Source organism: Streptomyces tubbatahanensis, assembly GCF_022699385.1.
Lineage (GTDB): Bacteria > Actinomycetota > Actinomycetes > Streptomycetales > Streptomycetaceae > Streptomyces > Streptomyces diacarni.
Window position 1 is genome coordinate 6,876,208 of record NZ_CP093846.1, and the last position, 17,419, is coordinate 6,893,626.

14 protein-coding genes and 1 pseudogene are annotated in these 17,419 nt (G+C 73.2%); 10 read left to right on the top strand and 5 right to left on the bottom strand.

What is annotated here, in order from left to right; genetic code table 11:
• The first annotated feature begins 170 nt into the window (after positions 1–170).
• Positions 171–743, top strand: coding sequence for a transglycosylase SLT domain-containing protein (locus MMF93_RS29435; protein ID WP_242756182.1), 573 nt, complete (start codon positions 171–173; stop codon positions 741–743).
• Positions 744–1,061: 318 nt separating this feature from the next.
• Here MMF93_RS29435 and MMF93_RS29440 read toward each other — a convergent pair.
• Positions 1,062–1,313 (bottom strand): annotated as a pseudogene (locus tag MMF93_RS29440) (type B 50S ribosomal protein L31); the annotation flags it as partial.
• Between the two features lie 187 nt (positions 1,314–1,500).
• Here MMF93_RS29440 and MMF93_RS29445 point away from each other — a divergent pair.
• From MMF93_RS29445 to MMF93_RS29460, 4 genes are all read left to right on the top strand, one after another.
• Complete coding sequence (locus tag MMF93_RS29445; RefSeq protein ID WP_242756183.1) at positions 1,501–2,634, top strand: baeRF3 domain-containing protein; 1,134 nt, start codon at positions 1,501–1,503, stop codon at positions 2,632–2,634.
• 41 nt (positions 2,635–2,675) lie between these two features.
• On the top strand, positions 2,676–3,896 hold the full coding sequence (locus MMF93_RS29450; protein ID WP_274709517.1) for an MFS transporter: 1,221 nt from the start codon (positions 2,676–2,678) through the stop codon (positions 3,894–3,896).
• Between the two features lie 183 nt (positions 3,897–4,079).
• Entirely contained in the window at positions 4,080–5,642 is a 1,563-nt protein-coding gene (locus tag MMF93_RS29455) for a sialate:H+ symport family MFS transporter (RefSeq protein WP_242756184.1), read from the top strand.
• On the top strand, positions 5,642–6,631 hold the full coding sequence (locus tag MMF93_RS29460; RefSeq protein WP_274709518.1) for a dihydrodipicolinate synthase family protein: 990 nt from the start codon (positions 5,642–5,644) through the stop codon (positions 6,629–6,631). Before MMF93_RS29455 ends, MMF93_RS29460 begins: the two co-directional genes overlap by 1 nt.
• Positions 6,632–6,663: 32 nt before the next feature.
• On the opposite strand, the gene MMF93_RS29465 is transcribed toward MMF93_RS29460, so the two are convergent.
• Positions 6,664–7,416: an SDR family NAD(P)-dependent oxidoreductase gene (locus MMF93_RS29465; protein WP_242756185.1), complete on the bottom strand. Its 753-nt coding sequence runs from the start codon at positions 7,414–7,416 to the stop codon at positions 6,664–6,666.
• 341 nt (positions 7,417–7,757) lie between these two features.
• On the opposite strand from MMF93_RS29465, the gene MMF93_RS29470 reads away from it, so the two are divergent.
• Positions 7,758–8,339, top strand: coding sequence for a DoxX family protein (locus MMF93_RS29470; protein WP_242756186.1), 582 nt, complete (start codon positions 7,758–7,760; stop codon positions 8,337–8,339).
• 39 nt (positions 8,340–8,378) lie between these two features.
• Here MMF93_RS29470 and MMF93_RS29475 read toward each other — a convergent pair whose 3' ends face one another.
• Both MMF93_RS29475 and MMF93_RS29480 read right to left on the bottom strand, forming a co-directional pair.
• Positions 8,379–9,737 (bottom strand): 6-phospho-beta-glucosidase, encoded by a 1,359-nt coding sequence (locus MMF93_RS29475; RefSeq protein WP_242756187.1) that lies wholly within the window; start codon positions 9,735–9,737, stop codon positions 8,379–8,381.
• Positions 9,734–10,486, bottom strand: a complete 753-nt coding sequence (locus MMF93_RS29480) for a DeoR/GlpR family DNA-binding transcription regulator (RefSeq protein ID WP_242756189.1) — start codon at positions 10,484–10,486, stop codon at positions 9,734–9,736. Before MMF93_RS29480 ends, MMF93_RS29475 begins: the two co-directional genes overlap by 4 nt.
• Before the next feature lie 141 nt (positions 10,487–10,627).
• On the opposite strand from MMF93_RS29480, the gene MMF93_RS29485 reads away from it, so the two are divergent.
• The 4 genes from MMF93_RS29485 to MMF93_RS29500 are packed head-to-tail and all read left to right on the top strand — an operon-like array spanning position 10,628 to position 15,036.
• A complete protein-coding gene (locus tag MMF93_RS29485) occupies positions 10,628–11,734 on the top strand; it encodes a carbohydrate kinase family protein (RefSeq protein WP_242756191.1) in 1,107 nt (368 codons plus the stop codon).
• A gap of 28 nt (positions 11,735–11,762) precedes the next feature.
• Complete coding sequence (locus MMF93_RS29490; RefSeq protein ID WP_242756193.1) at positions 11,763–13,178, top strand: ABC transporter substrate-binding protein; 1,416 nt, start codon at positions 11,763–11,765, stop codon at positions 13,176–13,178.
• Positions 13,178–14,155 carry a carbohydrate ABC transporter permease gene (locus MMF93_RS29495; RefSeq protein WP_242756194.1) on the top strand — a complete coding sequence of 326 codons (978 nt, stop codon included), beginning with the start codon at positions 13,178–13,180 and terminating at the stop codon, positions 14,153–14,155. Before MMF93_RS29490 ends, MMF93_RS29495 begins: the two co-directional genes overlap by 1 nt.
• Entirely contained in the window at positions 14,152–15,036 is an 885-nt protein-coding gene (locus MMF93_RS29500; protein ID WP_242756195.1) for a carbohydrate ABC transporter permease, read from the top strand. Before MMF93_RS29495 ends, MMF93_RS29500 begins: the two co-directional genes overlap by 4 nt.
• On the opposite strand, the gene MMF93_RS29505 is transcribed toward MMF93_RS29500, so the two are convergent.
• Entirely contained in the window at positions 15,014–17,386 is a 2,373-nt protein-coding gene (locus MMF93_RS29505) for a penicillin acylase family protein (RefSeq protein WP_242756196.1), read from the bottom strand. The two genes, MMF93_RS29500 and MMF93_RS29505, sit on opposite strands and share 23 nt — an antisense overlap.
• Between the last annotated feature and the right edge of the window lie 33 nt (positions 17,387–17,419).

Genomic DNA, 17,419 nt, shown 5'->3' on the forward strand with positions numbered 1-17,419 from the left:
GGGTGGAGCGGCGCACGGTGACGGGTGAAGGGGACGAAGCGGGATAGTACGTCACATAGTTGTCGGGGCGGGGAGCCGGTCCGCAGGGTGGGCCCCAGGTCGCGACGAGACCGGGCACGGAGCCCGGGAGCGCGGCCGGATGTGTCCCCCTTCGAAAGGCATCCGCTCGCATGCGTACTGCTCTGCGCAACACCAAGCTGTCCACCGGCCTGACCGTCCTGGGCGCCGCCGGCATCGCCACCACCGCACTGGGCGGCACCGCCCACGCCGCCACCACCCCGCCCCAGACCAAGCCCGCCGCCCACGCCACCCAGGCCGCCGCCGACAAGGACGACAAGAAGTCCGACAAGGACGACAAGGCCGACGAGAAGAAGGCGGACAAGGCCGAGGACAAGGGCAAGGGCAAGGACGGCAAGTCCTACCCCGACAACCTGGACGGCTGGATCCGTGAGGCCAAGGCCATCATGGACAAGCACGGCATCCCCGGCTCCTACGACGGCATCAAGCGCAACATCATCCGCGAGTCCGCCGGCGACCCCAACGCGGTCAACAACTGGGACGTCAACGCCCAGAAGGGCACCCCCTCCAGGGGCCTGCTCCAGGTGATCCAGCCCACCTTCGACCAGTACCACGTCAAGGGCACCCCCGATAAGCTCACCGACCCCGTCGCCAACATCGTCGCCGCCTGCAACTACGCCGCCGACCGCTACGGCACCATGGACAACGTCGACTCCGCCTACTGAGCAAAAGGCCCCCAGCAGCCGACACCACACACACGCACCACGCGCACACGCGCACACGCACCACGCATGCGACACCCCGAGCGGGTGGGAGGAACACCCTCCCACCCGCTCGCCGCGTGTGAACGTCCCGGCCGGGGCCGTGGTGGCGGCCGGGGGTCAGGGCAGTTGCCGCTCCAGTGCACCCCGGCCCTCCGCCGCGATACGTTCGCGGGCCCACTGCAGGTTCTGCTCGGTCAGGTCGCGGCCCGAGGCGAGGACGACGTCCTCGGGAGTGGGCTCGCCCTCGGGGGCCGCGTGCAGGACGTCGTCGGGGGTGGTGCCGTCCGCCGAGGACTCGTAGCGGCGGCGGAACTTGGCGACCTGGCCCTCGGAGTCCACGACGCGGGCCTTGCCGGTGTAGAACGGGTGGCTCTCGGAGGAGATCTCCACATCGACGACCGGGTAGGTGTGTCCGTCGTCCCACTCGATCGTGGTGTCGCTGGTGGCCGTCGAACGCGTCAGGAACGCGTAACCGGCGGACTGGTCACGGAAGACCACCTGGTGGTAGTCGGGGTGAGCATCGGACTTCACAAGTCACTCCTTCCCCCGCGTACAGGGCGCCCTCTCCAGGCTACGACCGGCCGCCCGCGGCGGCATCCCGCCAGGTCCGGCGGGCCCCGCTCGCGCCGTCCGTATCGTCGCCCCGACGTGCGCGGCGGTGGAGTGCGCGGGACGCTGGAGGGTGCCGTCGTCGTCACCTGGGGAGCGAGGTCACCGGATGCGCACCGACGATCTGACCAACGAGGTGCTGGCCGAGCTGCGGCAGCCGCGGCCCTATCCCGCGGTCACCCTGGTGCTGCCCACCCACCGTACGAAGCCTGACGGCCTCCAGGACCCCGTCAGGCTGCGCAATTTGATCGCCGACGCGGGGCGGCGTCTGGACGACGACCCGCAGGTGACCTCGCAGGTCCGCGCCGAGGTCGTCGGGCAGCTCGAAGCGGCCGAGGAGGAGATCGACCTGGTGTACGCGCTGGACGCGCTGGTGCTCTTCGCGGCGCAGGGCGAGCACCAGTTCTGGCACCTGCCGCGCCGGGTCGACGCCGAACGCATCGTCGTGGACCGCACCTTCCTCACCCGCAACCTGGTCGCGGCCAAGGCGCAGAACCGCCCGTACTGGGTGCTCGCCTTCTCCGAGGACCTGGCCAGGCTGTGGAGCGGTTCGGGCGAGCAGCTCACCGAGGAGCGGCGGTACGGCTTCCCCGTCGAGAGCGCGACGGTCGACTCCGAGCGGGAGCGCGCCTCCCGCACCGGTGACTTCACCAGCGGCTACCGCGACGAGGCGGCACTCCAGCACCTGCGCGACGTGGACGCGAGCCTGTCCAGGGCGCTGCACGAGGCGCCGCGTCCGCTCCTGCTGGCCGGGCTCCAGCACGGGCTCTCGGCGCTGGCGGACGTCGGTACCCGTGCGGCGCGCGGGGCCGTGGCGACCGTACCGAAGGGCGGCCTGGCCCCTGCGCGGGCCTCCGTCGTCCGCGAGGCGGTGGCGCCCGCGCGGGCCGAACTCCTGCGGGCTCGCGGCGAGAAGGCACTCGGCCGGCTCGGTGACGCGATCGGACGCAAGGAGTTCGTCGCGGGCATCGACGAGGTGTGGCGTGCGGCGCGGGAGGGCCGGCTGGCGCTGCTGGTCGTGGAGGAGCCCTACCGCCAGAAGGTCAGGTTCGACGGCGACCACCTGGCGCCCGCAGCCGACGACGCGGTCAGCGACAGCGGGGGCGAGGTGTACGACGACATCGTCGACGAGACGGTGGAGGCCGCGCTGGCCACCGAGGCGGAGGTGGTGTTCGTGCCCGACGGTGCGCTGGCCGAGCACGGCCGGATCGCGGGCGTCGTGCGCTACACCTGGGCAGGGTGAGGTGGCGCGGACCGCCGGAAGATCCTTTAGGGTCGCCCGCTGTGCACAGTACTGAACACGACACAGGAACCCCGCGCAGCTCGCTGTGGTACGCGGCGGCGGCCTTCGTCTTCGCCGTCGGCATGGCGGGCACCACGCTGCCGACCCCGCTCTACGGCCTCTACCGGCAGGAGCTGGGCTTCGGCGAACTGATGGTGACGGTCGTCTTCGCCGTGTACGCGGTGGGGGTGATCGCCGCGCTGCTGGTCGCGGGCGACTACTCCGACAAACTCGGGCGGCGGCCGCTGCTGTTCGTGGCCCTCGGACTGTCGGCGGCCAGCGCCGTCTGCTTCCTGCTGGAGGGCGGGCTGCCGCTGCTGTTCGCCGGGCGGCTGCTGTCAGGATTCGCCGCGGGACTGTTCAGCGGCGCGGCGACAGCCGCCGTCCTGGAACTGGCGCCCGGCGGCAGCCGGGGCTTCGCGGCGACCGCCGCCAACATGGGCGGGCTCGGCTGCGGTCCGCTGCTCGCGGGCGTGCTCGCCCAGTACGCGCCCCGCCCGCTCGTGCTGCCTTTCGTGACGCATCTCGGCCTGCTGGCTCTCGCCGTCGCCCTCACCCTGGTGCTGCCCGAGACCGTACGGCGCCCCCGCCCCAGGCCCGGCCTGCGGCCGCGCGGCATGGAGGTGCCGCGCGAGGTGCGCCCGGTGTTCGTGCCCGCCGGGCTGGCCTGCTTCACCGGCTTCGCCGTCTTCGGCCTGTTCACCGCCGTCTCGCCCGGCTTCATGTCCGAGACCCTGCACCTGACCAACCTGGCCGCCTCCGGCGCTGTGGTCTTCTCCGTGTTCTGCGCGTCCTTGCTGGGGCAGGCGGCGGCGGGCCGGGTGAGCGTGGCGCTCGCCCTGCCGCTCGGCTGCCTGGGCCTCGTCGCGGGCATGGCGCAGGTGGGCGCCTCGCTCCTGGCGAGTTCGCTGCCGCTGCTGGTGACCGGCGCGGTGACCGGCGGTGTCGGGCAGGGGCTGGCGTTCCGCTCGGCCATGGCGGCGGTGAGCGCCCGCGCCCCCGAGGAGCATCGCGGCGGGACCATCTCGGCGCTGTTCGTCGTCGCCTACCTCGGCATCTCGCTGCCGGTGGTGGGGGTCGGGGCACTGAGCACCGGCCTCGGACTGCGGAACGCGGGGCTGGTCTTCGCAGGCTGTGTCGTCGCTCTCGCCTCCGCGGTGGGCGTGCACCTGTGGCGGACACGCGACTCCGACACCGCGGGGGCGCCGGAGAGCGGCGGCTGAGGACACCCCGCGGGCCGCACCTTCCCAGGACTGCCCCTCCTGGCGGGGGGCTTCTCGGGCTCCCCGCGGCCTTGCCGGAGTCCTCCCGGACCCTTGTCGGCCCGTGGCGGCGCGTGTAGCGTCCCGCCACGTCAGGACATCCCATGTCCTACCTCCGGACGCGGACGAGGGGCGCGCTGCGCGATGGCGAGAGCGAGAGCGAGAGCGAGACGACGGCCCATCCGGCCCACGGCCGGACTCACCCGCCAGGACGGCAAGACGCTCCTCGCCGCCTGGCTCGGCTACCTGATGGACGGCTTCGACTTCGTCCTGATCACCCTCGTCCTGACCGAGGTCGCCGACGCCTTCGGACTGTCGACCGTCACCGCCGCCACCCTCGTGTCGGCCGCCTTCATCTCCCGCTGGTTCGGCGGGCTGGCCATCGGCGCGGTCGGCGACAGATACGGGCGCAAGCCGGCGATGATCCTGAGCATTCTCCTGTACTCCCTCGGCTCGCTGGCCTGCGGTCTGTCGTGGGGCTACTGGTCGATGTTCGCCGCCCGGCTGGTGCTCGGACTCGGCATGGCGGGGGAGTACTCGGCCAGCGCCACCTACGTGATCGAGAGCTGGCCCGCCACGGCGCGCAACCGCGCCAGCGCGCTGCTCATCTCCGGGTACGCGGTCGGCTCCGTCATCGCGGGCCAGCTCTACCGCTTCGTGGTGCCCGCCTGGGGGTGGCGGGCGATGTTCTTCCTCGGCTTCGTCCCGATCGCGCTGGCGCTGTGGATGCGGCGCGGGCTGAGGGAGTCCGGCGACTGGGAACGGGCCAGGGGTGAGGGCCGAGCGGCGTCGGAAGCCTCCGGACAGCGGGGCGCAGAAGGCGAAGGGCAGCGGCGGGACTTCGTCAGCGTGCTCTTCCGCGGCCGTCTCGCCGCGCTGAACCACGTGGCCACCGCCGTCGTCGCGCTGTCGCTCTTCCTGCTGTTCACCGAGCGGTCCCACGGCTACGGATGGCCCCTCGCCGCCCTGGCGGTGGCCGGGTTCGTGCTGTTCACGGCGCAGTTCGCGCGCGCACGCACGCCCATGGTGCTGACGCTCATGGTGACCGTCTTCTGCGCCTTCCTCTACTCGTGGCCGATCCAGGCGCTGCTGCCGACCTACCTCAAGGACGACCTCGGATTCTCCCCCTCCGCGGTCAGCGACGTGCTCTTCTTCGCCGGTTTCGGCAACGTGGCAGGGTGCCTGCTGGTCGGCTTCCTCGGCGACCGCTGGGGCACCCGGCGCACGTACGTCGCCGCACTGTGCGTGTCGCTCCTGTTCGTGCTGCCCGTCTTCGCCATGGACAGGGAACAGACGGTGTCACTCGCGCTGCTGCTCTTCCTCCAGCAGATGTTCGCGCAGGGCATCTCCGGGCTGCTCCCGAAGCTGATCGGCGGCTACTTCGCGACGTCGGAGCGCGCCGCGGGGCTCGGCTTCACCTACAACGTCGGCGCGCTCGGCGGCGCCGTCGCACCCGTGCTGGGCGCCTCGCTGGCGGGCGGGCACAGCCTCGGCCCCTCGCTGGCCTGGCTCACCTTCTCGCTCACGCTGGTGGTGATCGTGCTGATCGCCGTCAACGCGCCGCTGCGCGTCCAGCGCCTGTGCGGCGACCGGAGCGCGGCCACCGGCACCGACCTGACCGAGGGCCGGGCCGCGGAGAGGGCCGGCGAACCGTCAGGGGCCGCGCCCGGTACCCGGCCCCGGCACGGCGAGGAGGAACTGCCCTGATGAGCGACCGACCCGCAGCCCCCACCAACCCCGAGGGGTACGCCCCGGCGGGCCCCACCCCGACCGGTGGCGTCATCCCGCCCCTGTGCATGCCGCTGACCGAGGACGGCGAACTGGATGCCGCCTCGCTGGAGAGGCTGTGCGGCCATCTGCTGGAGGCCGGGGTCCGCGGACTGTTCGTCAACGGCTCGACGGGCGAACTCGCCTACCACACAGACGCGTTCAGGCTCGCGGCGCTGCGCGTCGTACGGGGGGTCGCGGGCGGCTCCGTGCCCGTGCTGGCCGGCGCCGTGGAGATGACCACCAACCGCGTCGTCGCGCAGGCCCGCGCCGCGCGGGAAGCGGGCGCCGACGCCGTGGTGGCCACCGTCCCCTTCTACACGCCCACCCACCCGGACGAGATGGCCGACCACTTCCGTGCCGTCCGCGCCGCGGTCGATCTGCCGCTGTGGGCCTACGACATCCCGGGCAACGTCCAGCGCAAGCTGCCCGTCGAGGTGACGGCCCACCTGGCCGCGGACGGCGTGCTCGCCGGGCTCAAGGACAGCAGCGGTGACCTCGACGAGCTGCGCACCCTCCTCGGCCTCACCGAGGCGTCCGGTGCCCGCGCCCGCGGCTTCACCGTCCTCACCGGCTCCGAGACGATGGCCGATGCCGCGCTCGCCCTGGGCGCCGACGGCGTCGTTCCCGGGCTCGGCAACGTCGACCCGCACGGCTACGTCGCCCTGTACGAGGCCGCCCGCCGTGGTGACGGGCGGGGCGCCGCCGCCCACCAGGACCGCTTGCGCCGCCTCTTCGCGCTCACCCGGGTGGGCGACCCCGCCAGGATCGGCGCCTACTCCTCCGCCCTCGGCGCCTTCAAGGAAGCGCTGAGGCAGCGCGGCCTGCTCACCTCGGCGCGCACCCCCGCGCCGCTGCGCCCGTTGAGCGATCCCGAGCGGGCCGAGGTCTCCCGCCTGCTCGCCCAGGCGGGGCTGGGGCCCGTGTGAGACCGGCGGCCGCGCGGCCAGAACGGGGGGGCCTACTGGGCCGCGTAGCCGCCGTCGACCAGGTGGTAGCTGCCCTGGATGAAGGAGGCGTGGTCCGAGAGGAGGAAGGCGGTCACCTCGGCCACCTCCTCGGCTGTGCCGAGGCGACCCTGCGGATGGAGGGAGATGAGGCGTTCGCGCATCGGGTTGTCGGTCTCACGCAGCAGCGGGGTGTCGATGAAGCCGGGGCCGAGCGCGTTGATCCGCACGCCCTTGTCGGCGTATTCGAGGGCGGCGGTCTTGGTGAGGCCGACGACCCCGTGCTTGGCGGCCACGTAGGCGGGGCTGCCGGCGAATCCGTTGGTGCCCAGGATCGAGGCCATGTTGACGATGGCGCCACGGCCGGCCGCCGCCATGACCGGCAGCTGGTGCCGCAGCCCGTAGAAGACGCCGCTGAGGTTGGTGGCGATGACCCGGTCCCAGGCGGTGATCTCGTACTCGCCGGTCGGCATCGAGGGACCGCCCACTCCGGCGTTGTTGACGGCCAGGTCGAGGGAGCCGAAGGTCTCGGTGGTGAACCGCACGGCGTCGCGGACGGAGCCGGGTTCTGTGACGTCCACGACGAAGGGTTCGGCCCGGGTGCCCGCCGTCTCCAGCTCGCCGGCCGCGACCTGGGCGCCGTCCTCGTCGTAGTCGGCGACGACGACCGAGGCGCCGGCCTGGCCGAGCCGCCGGGCGACGGCGAGACCGATACCCGAGGCGGCGCCGGTCACCAGGGCCGCCTGGCCCTCGAATGCGCGGTCCATCGGCTGGCCTTTCGCTCGGTGGGCTCCCCCTCGGCTCACGTTCCTCCGGGGCGACGGGCCGCGCACCGCCGCGACGGTCGTTCGGGTGACACGCACCGCGTGGGAGGGCCCGCCGGACACGGCAGCCTCGCGCCGTACGGTGCGAGGCCGGACACGGGGCGTTGCGCCGTACGGCGGGTCCGCGGTTGCGGCGCTTCGCCGGTGCGCGTGACATGGCGGTGAAGGGCCGGGGCACCGCCCCCGGCCGGTCAGACCCTGCCCGCCACGTCCCGGGACCCCCCGCCCCGAGCCCGCCCGCCCCGAGACCCCCCACGATGCCCCGCGCGACCAAAGGACGCCGCATGACACCTCTCCAGCTCGTCGCCCGCCCGCTCCTCGGCACCTTCTTCGTGAGCGCGGGGGTCGAATCGCTCAGCGAGCCCGAGCCCCGCGCCGAGATGGCCGGACCCTTCCTGGCGAAGCTGCGGGAGAAGGCGCCGGGGCTGCCGGACGACGACGTGCTGCTCGTCCGGGTGAACGCGGCCGTGCAGGTGGCGGCGGGCGCGCTGCTGACCGTCGGACGCCTCCCGCGGCTGGCCTCGCTCGCGCTGGCCGCCTCCCTGGTGCCCACGACCCTGGCCGGGCACCCCTTCTGGGAGCACGAGGACGCCGGGCAGTGCGCCGCCCAGCGCACGCAGCTCGCCAAGAACGGCGCCGTGCTGGGCGGCCTGGCGGCCGTGATCAGCGACGCGGGGCACCACGCGCGGATCCACGCGCTGCGTGCCCGCGCCCGGCACCGCCGCCCCTGCCCCGTCAGTTCGAGGAAGAACTCCCTGCCGACGAAGAGCTCCCTTCCGACGAAGAGCTCCCTTCCGACGAAGAAAACGCTGAAGAACGCCAGGCAGAGCCTCGGCCAGAAGGGGTCGTCTCTCTCCGTCAAGTGAGCCGCGCCGCCCGCGCGCGGCGGGCCGCGCGGTGGGTTCTCAGTGGCCTGCCGCCCGCAGGACGCGGTCGGCGGCGTGCACCGAGTCCACCAGCGGATGGAGGGCCAGCGCGCGCAGCGCGGCCGGCTTGGAGCCGTCGGAGGCCGCCTCGATCGCGGCGCGCTCGACCGCCTTGAGCTGGAGCATCAAGCCCAGCTGGTCGGGGGCGACGGGCCCGGTGGCCAGGGGGCGGGCGCCACCCGCGTCGACCACGCAGGGGACCTCCACCACCGCGTCGCCGTCGATTCCGGGTACGGCGCCGCGGTTGCGGACGTTGAGGATGAGGCGGGTGCGTTCGTTGCGGGCGATGGCGCGCATCAGGGCGAGGGCGACGCGGTCGTAGCCGCCGCCGTCCAGGTCGCAGCTGTCGCGCTCCCAGCCGCCCGAGGCCTGCCGGCTCTCGGCCATGTAGGTCTCCTCGCGCTCGCGGCGGGTGGCCTCCCACGCGGCGAACGCCCCTTCGGGCGCGCTGCCGAAGGCCCGCGCGTAGAAGCCGTCCTGCTGCTGTGCCAGGAACTCCCCCCGGGTGGCGTCCGCTTCCTGGATCGCCGCGAGCGCCTCCCTGTGGTGGTAGTAGTAGTGCAGGTACTCGTTGGGCAGCGCGCCGAGCGCGCGCAGCCACTCCGCGCCGAACAGCTTGCCCTCCTCGAAGGAGCCCAGCGCGTCGGCGTCCGCGAGCAGCGCGGGCAGCCGGTCGGTGCCGTCGACGACGAGCCGGCGCAGCCAGCCGAGGTGGTTGAGGCCCACGTAGTCGTAGTCGGCGCGGTCGGGGTCCGCCCCCACGGCGCGCGCGGCGCGGCGGCACAGGCCGACGGGCGAGTCGCAGATGCCGATGACGCGGTCGCCCAGCACCCGGCTCATGGCCTCGGTGACCATGCCGGCGGGGTTGGTGAAGTTGATGACCCAGGCGTGCGGGGCGACGGCGGCGACCCGCTCGGCGATCCGGGTGGCCACGGGCACGGTGCGCAGCCCGTACAGCACCCCGCCCGCGCCGACGGTCTCCTGCCCGAGCAGCCCCTCGGCGAGGGGGAGACGCTCGTCGCTGACCCGTCCGGCGAGGCCGCCGACGCGGATGGCGCTGAAGACGAAGTCGGCGCCGCTCAGCGCCTCGTCCAGGTCGGTGGTGGTGCGGACCTTCGGGGCCGGGCCGTCGTGCTGGGCGGCCTGTTCGGCCAGGACGGCGCCGATGGCCGCCAGCCGCTGCGGGTCGGTGTCGTGGAGGACGAGTTCGGTGCAGCGGCCCGCCTGGTCGGGGTGGTGCGCGTCGTCCAGGAGCGCGCGGTGGACCAGCGGAACGCGGAACCCGCCGCCGCCGAGCACGGTGAGCCTCGTGCCGGGCGTGCCTGTCGTACCCGTCATACCTGTACTACCTCCACATCGGCCTCGCGGAACGCGGCGAGGGTGGCCGGGTCGGACGCCTGGCCGGTGATCAGCATGTCGATGTCGGTGGCCTGGCAGACACGTGCGCTGCCGGTGCCGGGGAACTTGCGCGCGGTGGCCAGCAGTACCGCCTGGCGGGCGGCGCCCAGCAGGGCCTGCTTGACGGGGACCTCGACCTGGGTGGTGTCCAGGACGCGGCCGTCGGGCAGGACGCCGCTGGTGCCGAGGAAGACGCGGTCGGCGTAGATCTCGCGCAGCGCCGCCCGGGTGAGGTTGCCGACCAGCGACCGGTAGTTGCGCCGCACCTCGCCGCCCAGCAGGACCAGCGTCACCGTCTCGTCGGACCGCAACTCCTCGTAGACGGCGAGGCTGGAGGTGACCAGGGTGATCTTCCTGCCGTGCAGCAGCCGCGCCAGTTGCAGGGTGGTGGTGCCGATGTCGAGCAGCACCGTCTCGCCGTCCTCGACCAGTGCGGCGGCGCCCGCGGCGACCGCGTCCTTGGCGGGGAGGTCGTCCACCTCCTCCTCGGCGAAGGGGCGTTCGGCGGGCTCGCGGGCGAGGGCGCCGCCGTAGACCCGCCGCAGCCGTCCCGCTCCTGACAGGTCGGACACGTCGCGCCGCGCGGTGGCCTCGCTGACCCGGAGCCGGCGCGCGATCTCGACGACGGGCAGCACGCCCTCCTCGCGGAGGATGCGCAGCAACTCCTCGTGCCGACTTTCGCGCAACATGACCAGGACCCTAGCGCGGCTGAGCGTCTGTGCGCGACTGTGAGCGAGGTATTGCATTCGGCAGGGGGGCGGTGCAAGGTATCGCTCAAACCAGTCACCGAGAAGTCATCTTCTGGCCATAGCTGAGAGGGGAGAGCGGCCATGAGCACCGCTGGGAGCGCCCAACCCGCACCGACCGGGAGCCCGTTGGACCCGCTGGCCGCCCTGCGCTCGGACGGTGGCCCGGAGACCGACGTGTTCCTGACGGGCACCGTCTTCCTCGACATCGTCTTCACCGGCCTCGACCACGCCCCCGTACGCGGCACCGAGACCTGGTCGCGCGGCATGGGCTCCAGCCCCGGCGGGGTGGCCAACATGGCGACGGCACTGCGCCGGCTCGGCCTGCGCACGGCGCTCGCCGCCGCGTTCGGCGACGACATGTACGGCGACTACTGCTGGGACGCCCTGTGCGGCATCGAGGGCATCGACCTGACGCCCTCGCACCGGGCGCCGGGCTGGCACTCGCCGGTCACCGTCTCGATGGCCTACGACGGCGAGCGCACCATGGTCAGCCACGGGCACGAGGCGCCCAGACCGTGCGTCAGCGTCGCTTCCCGGCCGCCGTCGCGCGCCTGCGTCACCTCCCTGGAGCCGGGCCGGGTGGGGGACTGGGTGCGCCAGGCGCACAACGAGGGCAGCCTGATCTTCGCCGACACCGGCTGGGACGAGACCGGTGCCTGGGACCCGGACACCCTGGCCGACCTCTCGCTGTGCCACGCGTTCCTGCCCAACGCCACCGAGGCCCTGCACTACACCCGCACCGACACCCCCGAGGAGGCCGTGCGGGCACTGGCCGAGCTGGTGCCCGTGGCGGTGGTCACGAAAGGGTCGGGCGGCGCCGTCGCCATCGACGGCAACAGCGGCGAGCACGCCGACGTGCCCGCGCTCGCCGTCGACGCGCTCGACCCCACCGGCGCGGGCGACGTCTTCATGGCCGGATTCACCACCGGCACACTGGCAGGATGGCCGCTCGCCGACCGGCTGGCCTTCGCCAATCTGACCGCCGCGCTGTCCGTGCAGCACTTCGGCGGCTCGCTCTCGGCACCCGGCTGGAGCGAGGTGGCCGCCTGGTGGCAGTACGCGCGGCGCATCGGCGGGCAGAGCCCCGAGGTGATGCGGCGCTACGGCTTCCTGGACGAGCTGCTGCCCGGCGGCCGCGGCGACTGGCCGCTGCTGCGCGCCACGCCCACCATCGGCTTCCGCTCGTGAACGGGCCAGGCCGAGGAGACGAGGAACGATGAACGACGGGCGAAGCCCACGCACGGGCGGCCGGTACCGCCGCACCCTCGCCGCCCTCGGTGCCCTGTGCGTGCTGCTGCCGGCGGCCGCCTGCGTCCCGGGCACCGACGGCTCAGGCGCGGCCGGTACGGGCGGTGGCGCCGCGAGCGCCGTGCCCGACCCGGCGAAGGCGGGCGAGGTCACCCTCACGGTGTGGGACCAGCAGGTGCGCGGTGGCCAGAACGCCGCGATCGAGCGGCTCAACGAGGAATTCGAGAAGAAGTACCCGAACGTCACGATCAAGCGCGTCGCGCGCAGCTTCAACGACCTGAAGAAGACCCTGAAGCTCGCCCTCAGCGGCGAGGAACCGCCCGACGTCGTCCAGGCCAACCAGGGCTACTCCGACATGGTGGCCTTCGCGCACGCCGGAATGCTCGCCCCCCTGGACAACTACGCGGGCCTCTACGGCTGGAACACCCGCTTCCCGCAGACGCTGCTCAACCTCAACCGCGTCTCCGCCGACGGGAAGCGGTTCGGCACAGGACGGCTGTACGGCGTCTCGCAGGAAGGCGAGTACATCGGCGTCTACTACGACAAGAAGGTGCTGCGGAAGGCCGGCGTGGAGCCACCCCGCACCTGGAAGGAGTTCACCGAGGCGCTGCCCCGCGTCAAGAAGGCCGGGCAGCTCCCCGTCCAGTTCGGCAACCTGGACAAGTACCCGGCGATCCACACCTTCGGCCTCCTCCAGGCGCAGGCCGCGGGCAGCGCGGGGCCGGTGCGCGAGACGGTGTTCGGGCGGGGCGAGGGCTTCGAGACGGACGCCACCCGCGAGGCGGCCCGCACGCTGGCCGACTGGTCGGAGAAGGGCTATGTGCCGGGGGGCGCCAACGGAAAGGGCTACGACGACGCGGCCAAGCAGTTCGCCGACGGCAAGGGCGCCTTCCTGGTCACCGGCACCTGGCAGCTGGCCGACCTGCGCAAGACGATGGGCGACGACCTCGGCTTCATGCCGCCGCCCCCGGACTCCGGCGCACAGCCGGTCACCACCGGCGGCGAGGGCCTGCCCTGGTCGGTCACCTCCAAGTCGGACCACCCCGAGGTCGCCGCCGCCTACCTGGACTTCCTCACCAGCTCCCACGCATCCGACGTGCTGACCGAGGAAGGCGTACTGCCCGTGGTGCCCGGAGCGGCCGCCGAGAAGCTCGACCCGGACAGCGCCGTCGGGCGGATGGTCGCCGGGTGGCAGGAACTCAACGACGCCGACGGGCTCGTCCCCTACCTCGACTACACCACCCCCACCTTCTACGACACCCTCTCCGCCGACCTCCAGGGCGTCCTCGCCGGCGACGTCGGCCCAGCCGAACTCGCCTCGCGCATGCAGAAGAGCTACGACGACTTCCGCGCCGAGCAGCGCGCCGACGGTGAGGACAGGTGATGACCGCCGGCACCCGGCGCCCGGACGCCGTGCCCAGCGAAGGAACTGCCGTGCCCGGCAAGGGGCCCGCCGTGCTCGGCAGGTTCGCGGCCCGCTACCGCCGTCAGGCCCCCGGCGAGCCCCGAGCCGTCGGCTACCTGTACATCCTGCCCGCGCTGGCCGTCTTCGGGGTGTTCCTGCTGTGGCCGCTGGGCCAGACGGGATGGCTGTCGCTGCTGCACTGGGACGGGCTGACCCGCGCCACCTGGGCCGGCTGGGACAACTACCGTGCCCTGCTCACCGACCCCGAACTGCGCGCCCCCTTCGCGCACGCCGCCGTCCTGCTGCTCTTCTACGCCGCGCTGCCGGTCGCCCTCGGGCTCGTGCTGACCGCGGCGCTCACCCGCTTCCGTATCCGCGGCATGACCTTCTTCCGCACCGTGCTGTTCCTGCCGCAGGTGCTGGCCATGGTCGTCGTCGGCGTCGCCTGGCGCTCCATCCTGGCCCCCGACGGACTGCTCAACGACACGCTGCGCGCGGTGGGCCTCGACGCGCTGACCCGCTCGTGGCTGGGCGACGACAGCTGGGCACTGCCCGCCGTCGGCGCCGTCGGCACCTGGGTGGAGACCGGGCTGTGCCTCGTACTCTTCCTCGCCGGGGCCCAGCGCATCCCGCGCGAGCTGTACGAGGCAGCCCGCATCGACGGCGCGGGCCCTGTGCGTGAGTTCTTCACAGTGACACTGCCGGGGCTGCGCGCCGAGGTCGCCGTCGCCCTGACGCTGACCCTGGTGGCCGCGCTGCGCAACTTCGACCTCATCTACATCACCACCAGCGGCGGTCCGGGCAACGCCACCTCGGTGCCCGCCTACGAGGTCTACCGCCGGGCCTTCGAGACCGGCGAGGTCGGCGCCGCCTCGGCCATGGGCATCACCCTCACCGCGGTGATCTTCGCGCTGACCATGGTGGTCACCCGGCTCGTGGAGGGGCGCAACCGATGAGCACGCTGAGAAGGCCGGCCACCCCCGGAAGGCAGCCCGCGCGGCAGACCCGGGACACCCTCACCTCGCCAGCGGAACGCGCCGTCACCTACGGGATCCTCTGCCTGTTCGCGCTGATCGCGCTGACCCCGGTGGCCGGAATCCTGTCCACCGCGGTGTCCAGCCAGTCCTCGCTGGACACCGGCTTCTCCCTGCCGAAGTCCCTCAACTGGGGCAACTTCGCCGACGCGTGGACCCGCGGCCACTTCGGCACCTACCTGGTCAGTTCCGTCGTGGTGGCCCTCGCGGTGGTCGCCCTCACCACGGTGCTGGCCACCCTGGCCGCCTACGCCTTCGGGACCATGCGGTTCCCCGGCTCCCACGCGCTGTTCTACCTCTTCGTCGTCGGCCTCACCCTGCCGCAGGAAGCGGTGATCGTCCCGCTCTACTTCGACCTGCGGCACTGGGGGCTCACCAACACCTACTGGGGGCTGATCCTGCCGCAGACCGCACAGTCCCTGGCCTTCGGCGTCTTCTGGATGCGCACCTACTTCCGCAACACCCCGCGCTCGCTTCTGGAGGCGGCCCGGATCGACGGAGCGACCCACTTCACGACCCTCACCCGCATCCTGCTGCCCATGGGCCGGCCCGCCTTCGCGACGCTGACCGTGATCGTCTTCATGTGGACCTGGAACGAGTTCCTGATGGCTCTGGTGATGGTCAGCGACGAGGCACACCGCACCGTCCCGCTCGGGCTCGCCTTCTTCCAGGGACAGCACTCCTCGGACACCGCGCTGCTCGCCGCCGCCGCCGTCCTCATCGCGCTGCCCGTGGTCGTCGTCTACCTGCTGCTGCAGCGCCGGTTCATCCAGGGCATGCTCACCGGTGCGACGAAGGAGTGACCCGCGCGGGGGAGAGCACGATCCGGTGCGTGGTCTCCTCCTCGACGCGGGCACGTGAGTAGACGAGAGGAAAGGCACCGTCCGAGGCCCACGCCGGATACAGGTCCGCGTAGTGCTCGGAGCGCGGATCGCCCGACTGGCCTGGGGAGTTCATGGCGAGCGAGCCGTCCCACTCCCCGACGTCGACGACCATGCGGAAGCTCGCGCCGTCGCTCTGGGCGAAGCCCGCCAGGTAGCCCGCCGCGCCCACCGTCTCCGCGCTGCCCCCGCGCGGCAGCGCAGGCAGCCGGCACCAGTCGGGCACATCCCGCACCCCCTGGCGGGCCAACAGCCCCGCCACCGGGTGCACCAACGCGGCCCGGTGCAGCGCTCCCCAGGCCCAGCCGGCCGGGTCCGCGCCCAGCAGCGCGGCGACGTCGGCCACCGCCTCCCCGAGGGTGTCAAGCAGCAGCGGGCCCAGCCGTCCTTCCGTCTCGGGCGCGTCCAGCAGCCGCTCGTCCACGCGCGGGTCCATCGCCTCGCCGTCGGCCGGCGTCACGCGCCGCACCGCCGCTCCCAGCCGACGTGCGGCGTCCCGCGGCCCGGTGCTCGCGGACACCGCCGCGGGACGCAGCGCTTCGCGCAGCAGCGCCGGGCGCAGGTGGCGCCGGTACCACACCTCGAAGAGCGCGGCGGCGCCCGAGTCGGCGGCGAGCCGCCCGTCCCAGCCGCGCAGCACCGCAAGACCGGTCCGCGCCCGCGGCTCCTCACCGCGCAGGCCCGCGAGCCGCGGCAGTATCAGCCGCGCCGGAAGGCTGACGTAGTCGGTCTGCAGCCGTACGCAGTCCTCGGCGCTCCAGTCGTCCCGCGCCGCCAGCGCCTCGGCGCAGCGCTCGTATCTGGTGGGCGCGTACCAGTCGTGGGTGACCGGCCGCTCGCCGTGCGGGTAGCCGGGCGGCAGGTTGTACTGGTTCGCGGTGGCGAGCCAGCCGGCCGCCGGATCGCGGGTGGAGGGCAGGTCGCCGGCGTCGAGGAAACCGTCCCACTCGTAGGTGCCGTCCCCGGGAACCGGCAGGGTGCCGTCCCACCCGCGCCGCCGCGGTACCCGGGCGGCGGGACACCAGCCCACCGTGCCGTCGGTGGCCGCGTACACCTGGTTCTCGCCCGGAGCGCCCCAGCGCCGCAGCGCCCGGGTGAACGCGTCGGGCGTGGTGGCGTCCATGTAGCCCGCGCTGCCCAGGTACGGCGCCATGCCGGGGCCCAGCCACGCCGCCCGCACGGCGAAGGCGGCGTCGCGCTCGGGCCGCTCGCGGACGACGGGGCCGTGCCGGGTGAACCACAACTGTGTGCGGACGGGCTCGGCGTCCCTCACCGGGATCTCCTCCGTCACGCACGTCATCCGCTCCCAGCCGTCCCCGTACGCGTACGCACGCGGGTCTCCAGGGGCGGTGCGGTAGACGTAGAGGTCCTCCTGGTCCACGGGGAAGATCGTCAGGCCGAACGCCAGGTGGCCGTTGTGCCCGATGGAGATGCCGGGCAGCGCCGGCTCGCCTGCCCCGATCACGTCGAGGCCCGGTGCCGACAGGTGCGCCACGGCCCGCAGCGAGGGCAGGGTGAGGGCGCGGTGCGGGTCGTTGGCCAGCAGCGGACGTCCCGTCGCCGTCCTGGACGGGGCCAGCACCCAGTTGTTGCTGCCGTCGGGGCGCTGCGAGGGCTGGGCGCGCGGGCTCCACGGCGGTGTGGTGGCCAGCTCGTAGACGCGCAGCACGTCGTCGGGGACGACGTCCAGATCCAGCCCTTCGGGGACGGTGAGCCGGTGCCCGAGCGGATCCCTGACCTTGCGCAGCTCCTCCGCCTCCGGCCCGAAGTCCCGCAGCGTCAGGGCGCGCGCGACCTCCTGGCGGACGTTGTAGAAGAGGCCGTGCGTGCGGATGCGGGCCAGGTCGCTGTGGTGCCAGTGGGCGGGCGCGTAGTCGAGCGCGGCGAACTCGGGGGACAGGAACCGGGAGGGATCCTCGTGCACCAGCGTCACGTACGCGTTGACGCCGGTCACGAAGGAGCGGGCCATCTCCTGCGTGCCGGGCCCGTAGGCGGCCCACTCCTCGGCCATGTCGCCCCGGTACAGGAACAGCCGCGCCGCCCTGTCGTGCTCCACGTAGTCCGCGCCGAGCACCTCGGAGAGCAGCCCGAGCCCCCGCCTGCGCCACAGGTCGAGCTGGAAGAGGCGTTCGCGGGCGGCGTTGAAGCCCTGGGCGAGGAAGAGGTCGGCGCGCGAGCCCGCGTACAGGTGGGGTACGCCCCAGCGGTCGACCAGGATCTCCACGGGCTCCGCGAGTCCCGGCACCGCGAACGTGGTCGCCTCGTCCTTCACGCGTGCCTGCCCTTCGCGGGTGTGCGGCCGTGC